This window comes from Mesorhizobium sp. M0701 (assembly GCF_040320365.1).
Classification (GTDB): Bacteria; Pseudomonadota; Alphaproteobacteria; order Rhizobiales; family Rhizobiaceae; genus Mesorhizobium.
This window is the reverse complement of record NZ_JAMYPO010000005.1, coordinates 114,609-131,880: the sequence shown is the minus strand read 5'-3', so window position 1 is coordinate 131,880 and position 17,272 is coordinate 114,609. Positions and strand designations below refer to the sequence as shown.

The following is a 17,272-nucleotide window of genomic DNA, read 5'->3' as shown; positions in this document are numbered from 1 at the left end:
CTGACCAGGCGGTGGAAACCGGGACTTAACCCGAGGTTGGCGTTTTGAGTTCGTTTCGTTCACGGTGCATTGACCAAACCGCACAGTCGATACGGGTTCAATTCCGTGCCTTTTGCCGACCGACGGCCGATGCCAGTGCCGCCTTCTAGGAGGCCAGAAGGGCGCAAACGAAAGCAGAATCAAGGCGATGAGGCTCGCGGCGGTGAAAATGCGGTACGCCGGTAGGGGACGTCGTTTGTTTCCCGAGCCTTAACGCATTCATTAAACTTTAAACAGTTGCGGAACACAACTGGAACAGATAGTGTTTGTTCTGGGTTTGTTTTTCTGATTCTGTTGGGGGTCGCTATGCTGACACGCAAACAACACGAACTGCTTATGTTCATCCACGAAAGGTTGAAGGAAAGCGGTATCCCGCCTTCATTCGACGAGATGAAGGAAGCGCTCGACCTGGCTTCCAAATCCGGAATCCACCGGCTGATTACGGCGCTGGAGGAGCGCGGCTTCATTCGCCGTTTGCCCAACCGGGCCCGTGCGCTGGAGGTGCTACGCCTGCCTGACTCGATCGCCCCCGGCCTCAATGCGGCACGCAAGTTCTCGCCGAGTGTCATCCAGGGCAGTCTTGGGCAAGGCGCCCCTCGGCAAGGCAAGCCGACATCGTCGCGCGTGCCCGCAGCCGGAAATGACGACGATGTCGTCGCCGCCGTTTCGATCCCGGTGATGGGCCGCATCGCTGCCGGTGTGCCGATCGACGCCATCCAGCACCAGACGCATTCGATTTCGGTGCCGCCGGATATGATCATGGGCGGCGAGCATTATGCGCTTGAGGTCAAAGGCGATTCGATGATCGAGGCCGGCATTTTCGACGGCGACACGGTGATCATCCGCAATGCCGATACGGCGAGCCCCGGTGAGATCGTGGTGGCACTGGTCGACGAGGAGGAAGCGACGCTGAAGCGGTTCCGCCGCAAGGGCGCCTCGATCGCCCTGGAAGCCGCCAATCCGGCCTACGAGACGCGCATCTTCGGACCAGACAGGGTCAAGGTGCAGGGCAAGCTCGTCGGACTGATCCGCCGCTACTGAGCTCCGCCCTTGGCGCCGGCTTTGGGGTTGTCGGCCCGGCGGTATGGCGGCAGGCCCCGTGCCGCGCGTGAAAATTTCCGCTGCACGTGCCAGGGCCGGTATGATTTTTCGACGGCGAAGCGGATCTCGGCGCGTGTTGCCGCTTGTGGATCGAAATAGACGGCGGCACTTCCCGCGCGCGCCAGTTGCCGTTTGGTGACGACGAGGACCAGCCGGTCGTAGTAGCAGGGGTTATGGGCGGTGGCGTCGTCGATGACGATCAAGCTGGCAAAGGCGCAGGCTGGCCGCGCAGTATCGCGGTCCTTGGCTTGCGCGATGATCGCGCCGGATGGATGCCTGGCAAGGCAGAGGCCGTCCGTGCAAATGAACGGCATGCCCGGCGGTAGGTCGGCCGGATCGGCAATGTCGAATTGCGGGTCGTTCTTTCCAGGTGTTTCCGGCGCGACGATAGCCTCTGATGTGAGCGCGCGTTTCCAGTTGTCGATGGTGAACTCATTCGGGCGTGCCCGGTTGACCGCGAGTTCACCGCTGCCGATCGGCAGCGCGACCAGCCGTGCGTCCTCCGAGACCAATACGTCGGGTATGCGTGTCTGCGTTGTCGTCAGCAAGCCGGCGAGCGCAAAAGGAAGTGCCGCCAGCCGCAACCACGTCGTCGCCATGCTGGCAATGACGAGGGCGATCGTCACCAGAAGGACGGATCTCAGCGAAATCAGCCCGACCGCATCGATCGGCGAGCGCTCCGAGATCCACCCGGACAGGGCGATCATCGCCGTCAGCCCCTTGCCCATGACATAGAGAAAAGGGCCATCCGCACCGAACGGCATCGCCAGCGCGCTGAGAACGGCGAAGGGCATGACGACCAGTGACACGATGGGCATGATGGCCAGATTGGCGAACAGGCTGAGCGGCGCCACGCGCTGGAAATGCCATATGGCGAAAAGCGCCGTGGCGCTCCCTGCAATGATCGAGGTCATCGCCAGACCGCACATGCCCAGCAGGACCTTTCGAGTGGCAAAGCGTAGCGGCGACAGCCGCGGCGGCGGCATGGTGGCCCTGCCGGCGCGGTAATCGGACCAGCCTGCATAGGCGCCGACAAGGGCCGCCGTCGCGGCGAAGGACATCTGGAAACTCGGACCGACCACCTCGTGCGGCGACACCAGGATGACCGCGATGGCCGAGATCGCCAGGTTGCGCATGGTGAGCGCGGCCCGGTCGAACAGCACGGCGATAAGCATCACCGCCAGCATGATGAAGCTGCGTTCGGCCGCCACGACAATGCCGGAAAAGACGAGGTAGGCCGCAATCGAAAAAAGCGCGGCGGCCGCGGCATATTTCTTGACCGGCCGTCGCGATGAGAAATCGGGAAACAGCGCAAAGGCACCCCGCAGCAGCGCCATGATGGTGCCGGCGACCAACGCCATATGCAGCCCCGAGATGGAGATGATGTGGTAGATGCCGGTGCGCCGCATCGCTTCGTTGATCTCCTCGGGAATGCCGGCGCGCACGCCGACGATCAGCGCAGCAGCAATCTCGCCCTCGGCACCGCCGATGCGGCTGCGGATATGGTCGGCGATGGATTCGCGCGCGTCTTCGATCGCGGAAGAAAGCTGCGCGCCAAGCGGCATGCTGCCCGACGACACGATTTTCGGATTGCCGAGAAAAAAGCCGCTGCCGCCGATACCGGCGAAATAGCTGTCGAAGGAGAAATCATAGCTGTCGGGCCGCACCGGGCCGGTCGGCGGCAGCAGCCGCACATAGCCGGTGATCTCGGAACCGGCGGTCAGCTCAGCCGGTATCTTCATCGCCGAAACGCGGACCCGTTCCGGCATGTAGCGCAGTGTCGGCCTGGCCGTTGAGATCACATCGATTGTCAGCCTGATGCGGCCGCTTGCCATGGGCTCGTACGATACGACGCGACCCGTCAGCCGCGTCGAGATTTCGGAGCCGAGCATATGCATTCCGACACGCCATGTCTCGAACTTGGCGGCAAGTACGCCAAGCGCGCAGAGCAGCGCCACCATGAAGCACAGGCGCGTCCTGGGCCATGACCGCGAGACGACGGCACAAAGGGCCGCGAGGAGCGCGATTGCGATCGGCTGTGGAAAGGCCGGCTCCACCGACAGCCCGAAATATACGACCACCCCGCATGCGAGGAACACCGGCACCAGCAGGAAGGCAATGCCGCGGTCAAGTTCCAGGTCGGCTGCCGTGGTTACGCTGTTGCGGATACGGGACGGTGACGGGAGGCGGAAACGCCTGGGCAGGCGTACGATGGGCTCGCCCGCGGGCACGAGAACCGCTGCTCGGTCGCTGGCCGGCAGCGACGGAGCATCGAAGCGCGGAGCAGGTAGCAATGCCGGTGCCGGCAGGACAGGCGGGCGAGCGGCAAACAGCAAGCGTTCGCTGACGCCGCTGCCAACGTCCTCGCCCTCGCCCGTACCACGGCCTCGCACAGCCATCGGGTCTGCCCCTTGCGCCCTCGACCTCCTATGCTACATGAACGCGCAACGCGCGAAAGTCCGCAAACCCACTTCCTTCGCCCGCCTGAGAGTTCCATGCCCGATAAGGTCGTCACCCGTTTTGCCCCCTCGCCCACCGGCTACCTGCACATCGGCGGCGCGCGGACGGCGCTGTTCAACTGGCTGTATGCCAAGCACACAGGCGGCACGATGCTGCTGCGCATCGAGGACACCGACCGCGAGCGCTCCACCGATGCGGCAAGCGCGGCCATTCTCGACGGGCTTTCCTGGCTTGGCCTGACATGGGACGGCGAGCCGGTGTCGCAGTTCGAGCGTGCGCCGCGCCATCGCGAGGTGGCCGAGGAGCTCGTTCGTATGGGCAAGGCCTATTATTGTTATGCGACGCCTGCCGAGCTAGAGGCAATGCGCGAGAGCGCACGGGCCAAGGGGCTGCCTCCCCGCTATGATGGACGCTGGCGCGACCGCGACCCGTCGGAGGCGCCGCCCGGCGCCAAGGGGGCGATCCGCATCAAGGCGCCGACAGACGGCGAGACGGTGGTGCATGACCGCGTCCAGGGCGACGTGCGCTTTCCCAACAAGGATCTCGACGATTTCATTATTCTGCGCTCGGACGGCAATCCCACCTACATGCATGCCGTCGTCGTCGACGATCACGACATGGGCATCACCCACATCATCCGCGGCGACGATCATTTGACCAACGCCGCACGCCAGACCGTAATCTATCAGGCCATGGGCTGGAAGGTGCCGTCGATGTCGCATATCCCGCTGATCCACGGTGCCGACGGCGCCAAGCTGTCGAAGCGGCACGGTGCGCTTGGCGTCGAAGCCTATCGCGCCATGGGCTACCTGCCGGAGGCGCTGCTCAACTATCTTGCGAGGCTTGGCTGGAGCCACGGCGACGATGAGATCATGTCGATCGCCGACATGATTGCATGGTTCGACATTGGCGACGTCAACAAGGGCGCCGCCCGTTTCGACTTCGCCAAGCTCGAGGCGCTTAACGGCGTGCATATGCGCCGGATGAACGACGCGGCGCTGCTCGACATCTTCATCGCCACTCTGCCCTATCTTGAAGGCGGCCCGGCAATCGCCGCGCGCCTCGACGACAGACGCAGGGCGCAACTGCTTGCCGCTTTGCCGGGCCTGAAGGAGCGCGCCAAGACGCTGGTCGAACTTGTTGAAGGGGCTGCATTCCTTTTCGTCGAGCGGCCGCTGCCGGTCGACGAGAAGGCGGCGGCGCTGCTCAGCGGTGAGGCGCGCGCGATCCTGCGGGGCGCTCATGCGGCACTAGCCACGGTTTCGGAGTGGTCTGCCGCCTCAGCCGAAGCCGCGATCCGCGACTATGCGCAGGCCGCCAGCCATAAACTCGGCGCCGTGGCCCAACCTTTGCGCGCCGCGCTCACCGGCAAAAGTACCTCGCCAGGTGTCTTTGATGTGCTTGCCGTGCTTGGCCGCGAGGAAAGCCTGGCGCGGATCGCTGATCAAATCGATTAGCAAACTGGCCCAAGAAGATTGGCATTGAAAGGTGTGTTTCGCAGTGCAACATTGGGTCTTGGCCTAATCTGCCGCGCAGATTCAATTGCGGGCGCAAATGTGCGTATTCCGATGCTTTTGACGTGTTGGGTTCAGATATTTTGCCTTTGCCGGCCTGAGGAAACAAAAAGGAGTTTGCTATGACCGAACCTGCGACAAAAATGGAATTTGGCGGCAAAACCCAGGCATCGACGGCCAAGCTGGAACTCGGCGGCAAAACCCATGAATTCAAGATACGAAGTGGTTCGGTAGGACCTGACGTCATCGACATCGGTTCGCTCTACAACACCGCCGGCGTCTTTACCTACGATCCCGGTTTTACGTCGACGGCGAGCTGCGAATCGGAAATCACCTTCATCGATGGCGATGCCGGCATTCTTTTGCACCGCGGCTACCCGATCGACCAATTGGCCGAGCACGGCGACTTCCTCGAAGTCTGCTATCTCTTGCTCTATGGTGAACTCCCGACCAAGGCGCAGAAGGACGATTTCGACTACCGGGTGACGCGCCACACCATGGTGCATGAGCAGATGTCGCGCTTTTTCACCGGCTTCCGCCGTGATGCGCATCCGATGGCGGTGATGTGCGGCGTGGTCGGCGCGCTGTCGGCCTTCTATCACGATTCCACCGATATCTCGGACCCCTATCAACGCATGGTCGCGTCAATGCGGCTGATCGCCAAGATGCCGACGATCGCGGCGATGGCCTATAAATACCACATCGGCCAGCCATTCATTTACCCGAAGAACGAGCTGAATTTCGCAGCCAATTTCCTGCATATGTGCTTCGCCGTGCCTTGCGAGGAATACAAGATCAATCCGGTGCTGGCCCGCGCGATGGAGCGCATCTTCATCCTGCACGCCGATCACGAACAGAACGCCTCGACTTCGACCGTCCGCCTGGCCGGCTCGTCGGGCGCCAATCCTTTTGCCTGTATCGCTGCCGGCATCGCCTGCCTGTGGGGTCCCGCACATGGCGGCGCCAACGAGGCAGCCCTGAACATGCTGGGCGAGATCGGTCATGTCGATCACATCCCGGAATTCATTGCGCGCGCCAAGGATAAGAACGATCCGTTCCGATTGATGGGATTTGGCCACCGCGTTTACAAGAATTACGATCCGCGCGCCAAGATCATGCAGAAGACCGCGCACGAGGTCCTGGGCGAGCTCGGCATCAAGGACGATCCACTGCTCGACATCGCCATGGAGCTGGAAAGGATCGCACTGACCGATTCCTATTTCATCGAGAAGAAGCTCTATCCGAACGTCGATTTCTATTCCGGCATCACGCTGAAGGCGCTGGGCTTTCCCACCACCATGTTCACCGTGCTGTTCGCGGTCGCCCGCACCGTCGGCTGGATCGCGCAGTGGAAGGAGATGATCGAGGACCCGCACCAGAAGATCGGTCGCCCGCGCCAGCTCTATACCGGCGCGCCGGAACGGGACTACGTGCCAATCGCGAAGCGGTGAAGGTGGTGAATGGTGAATGGTGAATGGTGAATGGTGAATGGTGAATGGGAGTAGCGAAGCGTCGCTCCCTGTCCATAGAAACCACTATTCACAATTCACTATTCACAATTCACTCACTTCCTCCCCATCCCCATCACCACACCCGCGGCAATCTCGCCTGACGGCTTGGCGGTTGCCATACGCCCGGCAATGTCGGCAAAACCGTGCTTCTGCCAGGTGCGGTAGGCGGTATCGGAGAACAGCGCTTCCAACTGCCGCGCCAGATAATGCGGCCGCACATATTGATTGTAGTGTTCCGGCACAACGGGCCGGTCGGCAATGAGATTGGGCAAGGCTGCGCTCCATACTTTGATCAGCGGCTGCGCCATGCGCATGACCGGATCGAGCCGGTAGCAGGAGATCATCGGCACACTCGCCAGTGCCAGTTCCAGCGATACTGTCCCCGATGCGATCAGCGCCGCATCGGCCTTGCCGAAGGCCTGCCATTTGCGTTCGGCATCGAGTATGATCTCCGGCTTCTCGTCCCAGCTCGCGACCGAGGTCCTGACCAGATCGGCGACGTGCGGCACCGTCGGCAACAGCAGGCGCAAGCGGTGCCCGCGCGCCCGCAGGATCGACACCGTCTCGCCGAACGGCCCGACCATGCGTCGCACCTCACCACGACGCGAACCAGGCAGTACAAGCAACGTTTTGACGTGATCTGCGGACAGGTCACGCGGCTGCGCCTGCGCCCTGGCGGCACTGATTATGCCCGGATCGTGTGCAAGGCGATGCCCCACATAGGTGCCGGGCGGCCCGCCCAGGCGAGCGAGTTCCTTCACCTCGAACGGCAGGATGCAAAGAATGTGATCGACATATGGCTTCATCGCTGCCGCCCTGCCCGGCCGCCAAGCCCACACGCTCGGGCAGACATAGTGGACGATCGGGATAGTCGGATCGGCGGCACGCACCTTCTTGGCGACGCGCAGCGAGAAATCCGGACTGTCGATGGTGATAAGGCAATCGGGCTTATCACCGCCAATCGCGTTTGCCGTCTGGCCGATCCGCCGCATCAGGCGCGGCAGGTCGTGCAGGATGGCGCTAAGCCCCATCAGTGCGATCTCGCTGCCGTCGAACAATGGCGCCAGGCCGAGCGCCTGCAAATGGCGGCCGCCGATGCCGACAAGCCGAACTTCGCGCCCGGTCATGCGCTTGAGCGCCTGCACAAGGTCGGCGCCAAGCAGGTCGCCGGACTCCTCGCCGGCGACGACGGCTATCTTCAACGGCCGCTCATTCGCCATGCGCCGGCTCCGCAGCAGGCAGGCCGATTACGAACAGGCCGAGCGCATTGGCACGTCCGATGGTGGCGGGACCTTCGAGCACTAGCGAGCGACCGGCTTCGACGGCAATGCCGGCCAGTCCGGCGGCATGCGCCGCCTCGACGGTCAGCGGGCCGATGGAGGGCAGATCGGCACGCAGTTCCTGACCGGGCTTGGCGCATTTGACCAGAACACCGCGGCTCCCGCCGGCCAGCCTGCCGTGCCCGCGCAACTCCCTTGTCCGCTCGAGCAGCCCGTCGGTGCCTTCGACGCCTTCCAACGCAATGGCGCGGCCGCCGACCGCAACAGCCGCTTGGCCGATATCCAGCGCGCCGATGGCTTTTGCCGCCGCGTGCGCCGCCTCGATGTCGCGCCAGTCGGATTTGCGTGGCGCCGCCTTGGTCAGCAGGCCTTCGGCGGCGACCAGCTCCGGCACGATCTCGTGAGCGCCGACGACCTTGATGCCGCTGCGCTCGATCCTGCGCACGAACAGTTTCAGCACCGTATCGTCCCCCCGCGTTACACCGACGAAGAGGCTGGGTAGCCACGCGAGCAGGCCCAAATTGAGGCGCATGGCGCTCAGCCTGGGGCGTCGCGTGATATGACCCGCGGTTACGAGATGCGTAACGTGATGCCGCTTAAGGATCGGCAGCAGCGAGCCGACGTCTTCCAGCCTCAAGGTTGCCTGCTCATAGGGCTCGAAATCGGCTATGCGATCGACCTCGCCGGCCGCCATCACGACGAAGGGCAATTTGCCTTGCCGGGCGAGCGCTCGGGCAATTTCGACCGGGAGACTGCCGCCGCCGGCGATGATGCCGACCTTGGCATCTGGCGCGAGATCAAGGCCCTTTCCGGCAGCCTCAATTTTCGTCATCTGCCCTCAGTCTTCATCATCGGTATCGTCGCCGTCGCTACCCTTGAGCGACGGCACGGCGTAGTGCCGCTTGCCGCGACCGGCGATGAAGTCGACGATCTTCATGGCAGTCGGTGACGAGGCGAATTCCGCCTTGGCGAATTCGATGTTTTCGCCGACAGTCCGGGAGCGATCGAAGATCGTCTTGTAGGCTTTGCGCAGCAAGTGGATCTCCGAACGCGGCAGGCCGGCGCGCTTCAGGCCAATGATGTTGAGGCCGCGAAGGCTGGCACGGTTGCCAACGGCGATGGCGTAAGGAATGACGTCGCCGACGATCGCCGAGCAACCGCCGAGAAAGGCGTTATCGCCGATGCGGACAAACTGATGAACCGCGGTAAGGCCGCCGATGTAGACATTGTCACCGACTTCGCAATGCCCGCCTAACGTCGCTTGATTGGCGAAGGTGGCGTTCTTGCCGACCACGCAGTCATGGGCAATATGGGCATAGGCAAGGAAATTGCCGTTGTCGCCGATCGTCGTCTCGCCGCGGCTGGAATCGGTGCCGACATGCATGGTGACACCTTCGCGGATCGTGCAGTTCTCGCCGATCACCAGCGTGGTACGGCCGCCCTTGTGCTTGGTGTTCTGCGGCGGCCCGCCCAGTATCGCCATCGGATAGACCTTGGTCGATGCACCGATGGTGGTCGCGCCAATCACCGAGACATGGCTGACCAGTTCGACGCGGTCGCCGATCACGGCGTCGGGGCCGACGTGACAGAAGGGCCCGATGCGGGCGCCTTCGCCGATTTGGGCGCCTGCCTCGATGACCGACGATGGATGGATGACTGTCTGGATTTTCATTAGCATTCGTTTGTCAGCCGCTTGCGACCATCATCGCCGAGATCTCGGCTTCCGCCGCCTTGGCGCCATCGACGAGGGCCTCGCAAGCGAATTTGAGAAGATTGCCGCGTTTCTTGATTTTCTTCACATGAATTTTCAGCTGGTCGCCTGGAACGACCGGCTTGCGGAACTTGGCATTGTCGATGGTCAGGAAATAAACCAGCGACGGCTTTTCCGTACCAAGGCTGCGGATGCAGATGGCGCCGGCCGTCTGCGCCATCGCCTCGATGATCAGCACGCCGGGCATGACCGGCTGGTCGGGGAAATGACCTTGGAAATGCGGCTCGTTTATGGTGACGTTCTTGATGCCGATGGCGGATTCGTCGCCATCTATGTCGACAATACGGTCGATCATCAAGAACGGATAGCGGTGCGGCAGGAGCTTCATCAGCCGCATTATGTCAACCGCTTCGAGCGTCGCCGCTGCGATGTCAGCCATTTCCCCCCTCACCCTGTTTGCGCGTCCGTGCAAGTCTGCGCAAGGCCGCTATCTCGCGCATGGCTTCCGCCATCGGCTGCGCCGGATATCCTCCCCAAATCTCACCGGCAGGCACATTGCTCATAAACCCGCTTCTTGCCGCAAGCTTGGCCCCGGACCCGATGGTCAAATGATCCGCAAGGCCGACACCGCCACCCATGGTGACGTTGTCGCCTACCGTCACGGAACCGGAAATACCCGAAAGCCCGGCTATTATGCAATTGCGGCCGATGCGAACGTTGTGCGCGATCTGCACCAGATTGTCGATCTTGGTGCCCTGGCCGATGATCGTGTCGGACATGGCGCCGCGATCGACGGTCGTATTCGACCCGATCTCGACGTCGTCCTGGATGATGACGCGGCCGATCTGCGGAACCCGCTCCGGACCCTTGGCGCCGGCCACGAAACCGAAGCCATCCTGGCCGATCCTGGCACCGCCATGGATGATGACGCGATTGCCAATCAACGCATATTGCACGCTGGCACCTGGACCGACATAGCCGTCGCGGCCAATCTGCGAAGACGGACCGATGACCGCATGCGGGGCAATGACGGTCCCGCTGCCGATGGCAGCGCGAGGTCCGATGATCGCACCCGCTTCGATGATCGCGCCAGCCTCGACATGGGCGGTCGCATCGATATGGGCGTGCGGCGAGATACCGGTTTCGCCGGTCATCGGTCCAGGCGTTGCAGCCGCCGGAAAAAGCAGACGCCCGACCATTGCGAAGGCCTGCTGCGGGCGCGGATGCACCAGCACCGCGATGCCCGCCGGCGCCTTGCCGGCAAATTCGGCAGGGCAGAGAACCGCCGCCGCCCGCAGTGACTGCATCAGGGCGAAATTGCGCCTGCCATCGACGAAGACAAGGGCGTTCTCGCCGCCTTCGTTGGCGGGCGCCAGAGCCTCGATCGATACGTCGGAGAGACCGGAATCAACAAGCGTCGAGCCGGTCAGATTCGCGACTTCGCCGGCCGTATACCGGCGTGAGGGCGCGAAGAACACCGGATCGGTCATTCCAGAAGCAATATCCAGCTAGCGCATGACCCCGAAAATCGGAAATCGACCCTCGGAAAGGATCATGCGCAAATCAAAGTGCTACAACGTCCTTTGCGCGTCCGATAGGACGCGCTGCGCTGTAGTGTCGGATCACTGCCATCCGGACCCAAACGAGCCGGAAGCATCATTGCCCGCACATCAGAAGCGGGTCGATATGCCGAAGTTGAATTCCTGCACGTCGTCGGTCTTTTCCTTCTTGACCGGGATCGCATAGTCAATGCGGATCGGGCCGAAAGGCGATGCCCACATCAAACCGACACCGACGGAAGCGCGCCATTCCATGCCGGTTGTCGAAGAATTGACAAGGCCACTTGCGATTTTGCTGCCGTAGAGCGTTGCCGCATCGGCGAACACAGCGCCACGCAAACCGAAGCTTTCGGGGATGACCGGCAGCGGGAACTGCGCTTCCGCCGAGGCATTGAAGTAGGTGGTGCCGCCGAGATGGTCATTGCTGTTGTCCGAAGCAACCGGGCCGATGCCGCCATATTCGAAACCGCGGATCATACGGTCGCTGCTCTGGAAATGGTCGAAGACGCGCAGATCGCCGTTGCCATAGCCTTGGACATGGCCGGCGCCGCCCGAAATGAGGCCCACCAGGTCCAATTGTTCGGACAGCGTCTGATAAATGCTGCCGCGCGCCGTGACCTTGATGAACTTGGCGTCGCCGCCGAGGCCGGCCACTTCCGTGCCGACATTGGCATAAATACCGTCATGCGGGTTCTTCATGTCGTCGATGGTATTGTAGATCAGGCCGAGACTGACCGAAGACTTGAGCCATGGGCTCTCGTTAACGCCGTTTTGGATCGCCTGGGACACGTCGCAACCGGCCGCTGGGTCGCAGCCCTCATCGAACTCGTACTTCTCTTGCGCAATATTATAAGCGAGTTGCGTCGAGATATTGTCTGTGATCGGCAGGCCGAAGCGAACGGTCGCGCCTGTCGTGTCGCTGTCGTAATGGTCGTAGTTTCGGCTCTGCTTGTAGATGTCGAAGCCGGCCGCGATGCGGCGGCCGAGGAAATAGGGTTCGGTGAAAGAGAAGCTGTAGTCGCGCGAGTTCTTGCCACCGCCCGCCGCCACCTTGATGAATTGGCCGCGACCGAGGAAGTTGCGCTCACTGATGGAGCCTTCGACGGACGGACCTGACGTTTCACCGCCGCTCGAATAACCGGCGCCGACCGTGAACTCACCGGTCGATTTCTCGACCACATCCACCACCAGCACAACCTGGTCCGGCTCAGAACCCGGAACGGTGGAAATTTCGACTTTTTCAAAATAATCGAGTGCTTCCAGCCGCCTCTTCGCGCGCTGGATGAGGACCTGATTGAAAGCGTCGCCTTCGCTGACATCGAACTCGCGGCGAATGACGTAGTCGCGCGTCCGATCGTTGCCGCGAATCTCGATGCGCTCGATATAGGCCTTGGTACCCTGGTCGACCGTATAGACGACCGAGATCGTGTGGTTCTCGAAGTTGCGGTCGCCGCGCGGCGTCACCTGGGCGAAGGCATAGCCGGATCCAGCGACCTTTTCGGTCAAGGCGATGATCGTGTCCTCGACGTTCTTGGCGTTGTAGACATCGCCCTTGTGGGTCTCGACCACCGATTCAAGCGACTTGGCGTCGACCTCGGGGATCGTGCTTTCGACGCTGACATCCCCGAACGTATAACGCTCGCCCTCCTGCACCGTGATGGTGACGGTGTATTTGTTGGTTGTGTCGTCGAGTTCGCCGACAGCCGAGACGACCTGGAAGTCGGCATAGCCGTGATTATAATAGAAGCGGCGCAGCAGCTCCTGGTCGGCGCGCAGCTTGTCCTCGTCATAAACATCGTCGCGCAGCACGAACGACAGGAAGGACGAGCGCTTGGTGGAGATGATGTCCGACAGCCGGCGGCTCGAATAGGCGCTGTTGCCGACGAAATTGATCGCGGCAATCTGGGTGCGGCCGCCTTCGTTGATGTTGAAGACCACGTTTACCCGGTTGTCGCCGAGATCCATGATCTGGGTGGTCACGGCGGCATCGTCGCGGCCGATACGCCGGTATGCGGCCTTGACCGCCTCGACATCGGCATCGAGTTGCTGTTGCGAGAAGGTGCCGCGCGGCTTCAATTGCACCGCGGCCTCAAGCGCGTTGTCCTTGAGCTTCTTGTTGCCCTGGAACAGCACCTGGTTGACGACTTGGTATTCCGACACCTTGATGACCAGCGTCGATCCGACCTGGTTGATCTGCACATCCGAAAACAGCCCGGTGCCAAACAGCGCCTTGACCGCATCGTCGATATCCGAACTGGAAAACGCCTTGCCGGGCTTGATCGTCACGTAATTGCGGATGGTGTCCGCGTCGACACGCTGATTGCCGGTGACTTCGACTCTGGAGACGACAGCCGCCTCGGCGGCCGATGTGGCAACGAACTGCACTGCGAGCGCGCCTGGTACAACCAGAGCGGCGGACATAGCCACCGCGGACGCGGCGCTCAGAAACTTGGATGCTGCCTTCATCGGGCTTTTGTACCTTTTCTCGAAGTCCCCACGGCGAGAAAACCGGACGTGCGGTAATTTCCCCTACCGTATTAACCGGATTTTCCCTACACGCAAGGCTTCTGGTTAATTTGTATTTACTTAACCCTGCGGCGTGGCTTTCGCGTCACGCATATCCCCACGCATGGTAAACGGCGTCTCAACATTGCTCGTGCCGAAGCCAAATTCCTTCATGATTTCAGCACCCAAACAGATCGTTCCAGAAAACAAAGCCCATGAACCCGAGCACCAATATGAGTCCGCTTCGGTAAGCCATTTCCATCATGCGTTCGGACACCGGCCGCCGGATGACAGCCTCCACGCCGTAGAACAGAAGATGCCCTCCGTCGAGGGGGGGAATCGGCAAAAGGTTGAGAATCCCTATCCCGACTGACAGGAATGCAACAAGCTGCACGAGCCATTCAAAGCCGAGCTTTGCCGCCTGACCCGACATCTTGGCGATCTTGATGGGCCCGCCCAGCTGGCACTTGTCCTCGCGACCGACAACGAAACGTTGCAGGAACTGGCCGGTACGCTGGATGACGTGTCCGGTTTCCTGGACCGCTGCCCCGACCGCCCCGGCCGGACTATAGGTGATCAGCCGCGGCTGGCCGAGTTCCTTGTTGTTGACGACGCCGATCACGGCCACCTGGACCTTGTTGCCCAGTGCGTCTTGTTGTTCCATCAAGCGCGGCGTCGCCGTGACGGTGATTTCCTTGCCGCCGCGTAGCATGACGAAGGTGATGCTGTCGCCGGCGCGGCCAGAGACCAGACGCTGGACGTCGGCAAAGGTCTCGACCTTGCTGCCGTCGACGCTGACGAATCGGTCGCCGGGCATGATGCCGGCCGCGGCGGCCGGACTGCCGACGGTGACCTCAGCCACCATCGGCTCCAGCACGGGCCGGCCATGGACGGAAAACAGCACGGCAAAGACGGCGATCGTCAGCAGGAAGTTGAACAGCGGCCCCGCCACGACGGTCGCCGCGCGCTTCCAGATCGGCTGCGTGTGGAAGGCCACCTTGCGTTCTTCGTCGCTCAGTGCCTCGATCTCCTCCGAGCTGGGCTGGCTCGACGTCGCATTCATGTCGCCGACGAACTTGACGTAGCCGCCGAGCGGTATGGCGCAAAGCTTCCAGCGCGTGCCGCGGCTATCGTTGAAGCCGATGATCTCTGGGCCGAAACCGATGGAAAAGGCTTTTGCGCCGATACCGCACCAACGCCCGACGAGGTAATGGCCCATTTCGTGGACAAAAACGACCACGGTCAGCACGAACAGGAAAGGCACCAGCGTGCCGAGGACAAAGCCCTCTGTGCTGAAAACCGCGTGAAAAATCTCGTTCAATTCATGCCCTCAAATTCATCCACGGCACAGATCACGCCGCGACTGTGACATCAATCCAGGCGAATCCATGACGCAGCCCCGCGTCGGCCCACCGACGATGCCGTTCAAACCGGAAACAGCCCCTGTGCCGGATGGTCGGCGGTCGCGGAAATCCAGCCGATGACGTATAGGGCGAAAGCCGCCGCGACAAGCCCATCTACCCGATCCATGATGCCGCCATGGCCGGGTATCAGCGTGCCGGAATCTTTACGGCCGTGGCGTCGCTTGACCCATGATTCGAACAGGTCGCCGGCCTGCGCGACAATCGAAAGCACCAGTGCGACCACGCCAAGCACGACGAGGTTGCCCGTTCCGGCTACGGCGGCCAGAAGCAGCCCGGCCACTACGCCGCCGACCAACCCACCGAGCGCCCCGCTCCGCGTCTTGCCCGGCGAGATCGACGGCGCCAGCCTTGGACCACCGATGGAGCGGCCGACGAAATAGGCAAAGATATCGGTCGCCCAAACCACGGCGAATAGGAACAGAATGGCCAGCAGCCCTGAATGGTCGCCGTCACGCAAGAAGGCCAGCGACAAGCCGGACACGGCCGCATAGGCAAGGCCGGATGCTTCCCACGGTCCTGCCCTGCGCATGGAAGAAGCGACGGCAGTGACAGCAACCAGAGCCGCGACGAGCGGCAGCAGCAAAGACGCAGGCAGGCCGGCGACGAGGGCACCAATAAAGACCACGATCAGCGCCTCGGGCAGAAAGCCGAGACCTGCCGTAGCACCAGCACCTGCCGGGGCAACGGGGCGGCTCATCCGCGTCCACTCGTAGAAGATCACCGCCGCCATGGCGGCGCAAAGCAACCGGAAGGACAGTCCGCCGAGCCAGGTCAGGGCAAGCGTGACGATGGCAAGCACGACGGCCGAAATGACCCGGAGTTGGAGGTTGCTCATTCCTCAGCCTGAGGCGACATCTTGGGCGGCAAGTCCGCCGAAGCGGCGCTCACGGCCGGCGAAATCGCGCAGTGCATCGGACAGGTGCTCGCGACTGAAGTCGGGCCAGTAGCAAGGCAGGAAAACGAGTTCGCTATAGGCGGCCTGCCATAACAGGAAGTTGGACAGCCGAAGCTCGCCGCTGGTGCGGATGACCAGTTCCGGGTCCGGAATGCCCTCTGTATCGAGCGAGCTGGCAAAGGAATCGGCCGTGATCGCCTCGCTCTCGATCTCACCGCGCGCCACCGCCGCTGCGAGCTTGCGCGCGGTGCGCACGATCTCGTCGCGCCCGCCGTAATTGAAGGCAATGACCAGTGTCAGCGCCTCGTTGCCGAGAGTGAGCGTTTCGGCTTCCTCGAGCAGCCCCCTTATGTCGGGCTGCAGCCCTGCCCTGTCACCGATGACCCTGATCCGCACCCCACTCTGGTGCAGCTCGGCGAGGTCACGTCGGATGAAAAGCTTCAGCAGGCCCATGAGGTCGCTGACTTCGGATTTCGGCCGTGACCAGTTTTCCGACGAAAAAGCGTAGACGGTCAGGAAGGAGATGCCGAGGCCGGGGGCGGCGCGCACTGTCTTGCGCAGCGCCTCGACGCCGGCGCGGTGACCGGCCAGCCGCGGCAAGCCGCGCGCCTTGGCCCAGCGTCCGTTTCCGTCCATGATGATCGCGACATGCGCGGGCGTTGCCATATTCTCGCTTCCGGGCCAGGCGTGGCCAGACCCTAGACCTGCATGATTTCCGCTTCCTTGTCGGAAAGCAGGTGGTCGATGGTGCTGATTGTCTCGTCGGTCAGTTTCTGAACCTGGTCGGCCCGTTTGCGATGGTCGTCCTCACTGATGTCGCCGTCCTTTTCCGCCTTTTTCAGAAAGTCCATGCCGTCCCGGCGAACGTGGCGTGCGGCGACGCGGGCATTCTCGGCATAACCGTGCGAGATCTTGACCAGCTCCTTGCGGCGCTGTTCGTTGAGCTCGGGCAGCGGAATCCTGAGATTGGTACCGTCGACGATAGGATTGAAGCCGAGATTGGCTTCACGGATGGCGCGGTCGACTGCGCTGACCATCGACTTGTCCCAGACCGAAACCGAAATCATGCGCGGTTCCGGCACCGACACTGTTGCCACCTGGTTGATCGGCATGGTGGTGCCATAGGCCTGCACCTGGACGGCATCGAGCAGGTTGCTCGACGCGCGGCCGGTGCGCAGCGAAGCCAGATCATGCTTGAACGCGGCGATCGCCCCGTCCATGCGCCGTTTGAGATCGTCGTACTCGCCACTCATCATCGTCTCCTCGACCCGTT

14 protein-coding genes are annotated in these 17,272 nt (G+C 62.2%); 3 read left to right on the top strand and 11 right to left on the bottom strand.

The window, feature by feature from the left end:
- Window positions 1-345: 345 nt before the first annotated feature.
- A complete protein-coding gene (lexA, locus tag NKI24_RS07230; RefSeq protein ID WP_023674949.1) occupies window positions 346-1,080 on the top strand; it encodes a transcriptional repressor LexA in 735 nt (244 codons plus the stop codon).
- Here the strand turns inward: lexA and NKI24_RS07225 are convergent.
- Window positions 1,074-3,539 carry a ComEC/Rec2 family competence protein gene (locus tag NKI24_RS07225; protein WP_352744132.1) on the bottom strand — a complete coding sequence of 822 codons (2,466 nt, stop codon included), beginning with the start codon at window positions 3,537-3,539 and terminating at the stop codon, window positions 1,074-1,076. The genes lexA and NKI24_RS07225 overlap by 7 nt on opposite strands.
- 96 nt (window positions 3,540-3,635) lie before the next feature.
- On the opposite strand from NKI24_RS07225, the gene gltX reads away from it, so the two are divergent.
- Together gltX and gltA are read left to right on the top strand one after the other, a co-directional pair.
- Window positions 3,636-5,057, top strand: coding sequence for a glutamate--tRNA ligase (gltX, locus tag NKI24_RS07220; protein WP_352448827.1), 1,422 nt, complete (start codon window positions 3,636-3,638; stop codon window positions 5,055-5,057).
- Window positions 5,058-5,236: 179 nt separating this feature from the next.
- Entirely contained in the window at window positions 5,237-6,565 is a 1,329-nt protein-coding gene (gltA, locus tag NKI24_RS07215; protein WP_023674946.1) for a citrate synthase, read from the top strand.
- Between the two features lie 113 nt (window positions 6,566-6,678).
- Here the strand turns inward: gltA and lpxB are convergent, their stop codons facing one another.
- The 10 genes from lpxB to frr form a co-directional block, all read right to left on the bottom strand.
- Window positions 6,679-7,845 carry a lipid-A-disaccharide synthase gene (gene lpxB, locus NKI24_RS07210; protein WP_352744130.1) on the bottom strand — a complete coding sequence of 389 codons (1,167 nt, stop codon included), beginning with the start codon at window positions 7,843-7,845 and terminating at the stop codon, window positions 6,679-6,681.
- The gene (locus tag NKI24_RS07205; protein WP_352448825.1) at window positions 7,835-8,737 is read right to left on the bottom strand and encodes an LpxI family protein; all 903 of its coding nucleotides are present in this window, start codon (window positions 8,735-8,737) and stop codon (window positions 7,835-7,837) included. The genes lpxB and NKI24_RS07205 overlap by 11 nt, the downstream gene beginning before the upstream one ends.
- 6 nt (window positions 8,738-8,743) lie before the next feature.
- Window positions 8,744-9,577, bottom strand: a complete 834-nt coding sequence (lpxA, locus tag NKI24_RS07200; RefSeq protein WP_352474276.1) for an acyl-ACP--UDP-N-acetylglucosamine O-acyltransferase — start codon at window positions 9,575-9,577, stop codon at window positions 8,744-8,746.
- A 13-nt stretch (window positions 9,578-9,590) separates the two neighbouring features.
- The gene (fabZ, locus tag NKI24_RS07195; protein ID WP_023674942.1) at window positions 9,591-10,055 is read right to left on the bottom strand and encodes a 3-hydroxyacyl-ACP dehydratase FabZ; all 465 of its coding nucleotides are present in this window, start codon (window positions 10,053-10,055) and stop codon (window positions 9,591-9,593) included.
- Window positions 10,048-11,106 carry a UDP-3-O-(3-hydroxymyristoyl)glucosamine N-acyltransferase gene (lpxD, locus tag NKI24_RS07190; protein ID WP_352448823.1) on the bottom strand — a complete coding sequence of 353 codons (1,059 nt, stop codon included), beginning with the start codon at window positions 11,104-11,106 and terminating at the stop codon, window positions 10,048-10,050. The genes fabZ and lpxD overlap by 8 nt, the downstream gene beginning before the upstream one ends.
- A gap of 180 nt (window positions 11,107-11,286) precedes the next feature.
- Window positions 11,287-13,641 carry an outer membrane protein assembly factor BamA gene (bamA, locus tag NKI24_RS07185; protein ID WP_352448822.1) on the bottom strand — a complete coding sequence of 785 codons (2,355 nt, stop codon included), beginning with the start codon at window positions 13,639-13,641 and terminating at the stop codon, window positions 11,287-11,289.
- A 217-nt stretch (window positions 13,642-13,858) separates the two neighbouring features.
- Entirely contained in the window at window positions 13,859-15,001 is a 1,143-nt protein-coding gene (rseP, locus tag NKI24_RS07180) for an RIP metalloprotease RseP (RefSeq protein ID WP_352448821.1), read from the bottom strand.
- A 104-nt stretch (window positions 15,002-15,105) separates the two neighbouring features.
- Entirely contained in the window at window positions 15,106-15,939 is an 834-nt protein-coding gene (locus NKI24_RS07175) for a phosphatidate cytidylyltransferase (RefSeq protein WP_352448820.1), read from the bottom strand.
- 3 nt (window positions 15,940-15,942) lie between these two features.
- The gene (locus tag NKI24_RS07170; protein WP_352448819.1) at window positions 15,943-16,665 is read right to left on the bottom strand and encodes an isoprenyl transferase; all 723 of its coding nucleotides are present in this window, start codon (window positions 16,663-16,665) and stop codon (window positions 15,943-15,945) included.
- A 32-nt stretch (window positions 16,666-16,697) separates the two neighbouring features.
- Window positions 16,698-17,252 carry a ribosome recycling factor gene (frr, locus tag NKI24_RS07165; protein WP_084640965.1) on the bottom strand — a complete coding sequence of 185 codons (555 nt, stop codon included), beginning with the start codon at window positions 17,250-17,252 and terminating at the stop codon, window positions 16,698-16,700.
- Between the last annotated feature and the right edge of the window lie 20 nt (window positions 17,253-17,272).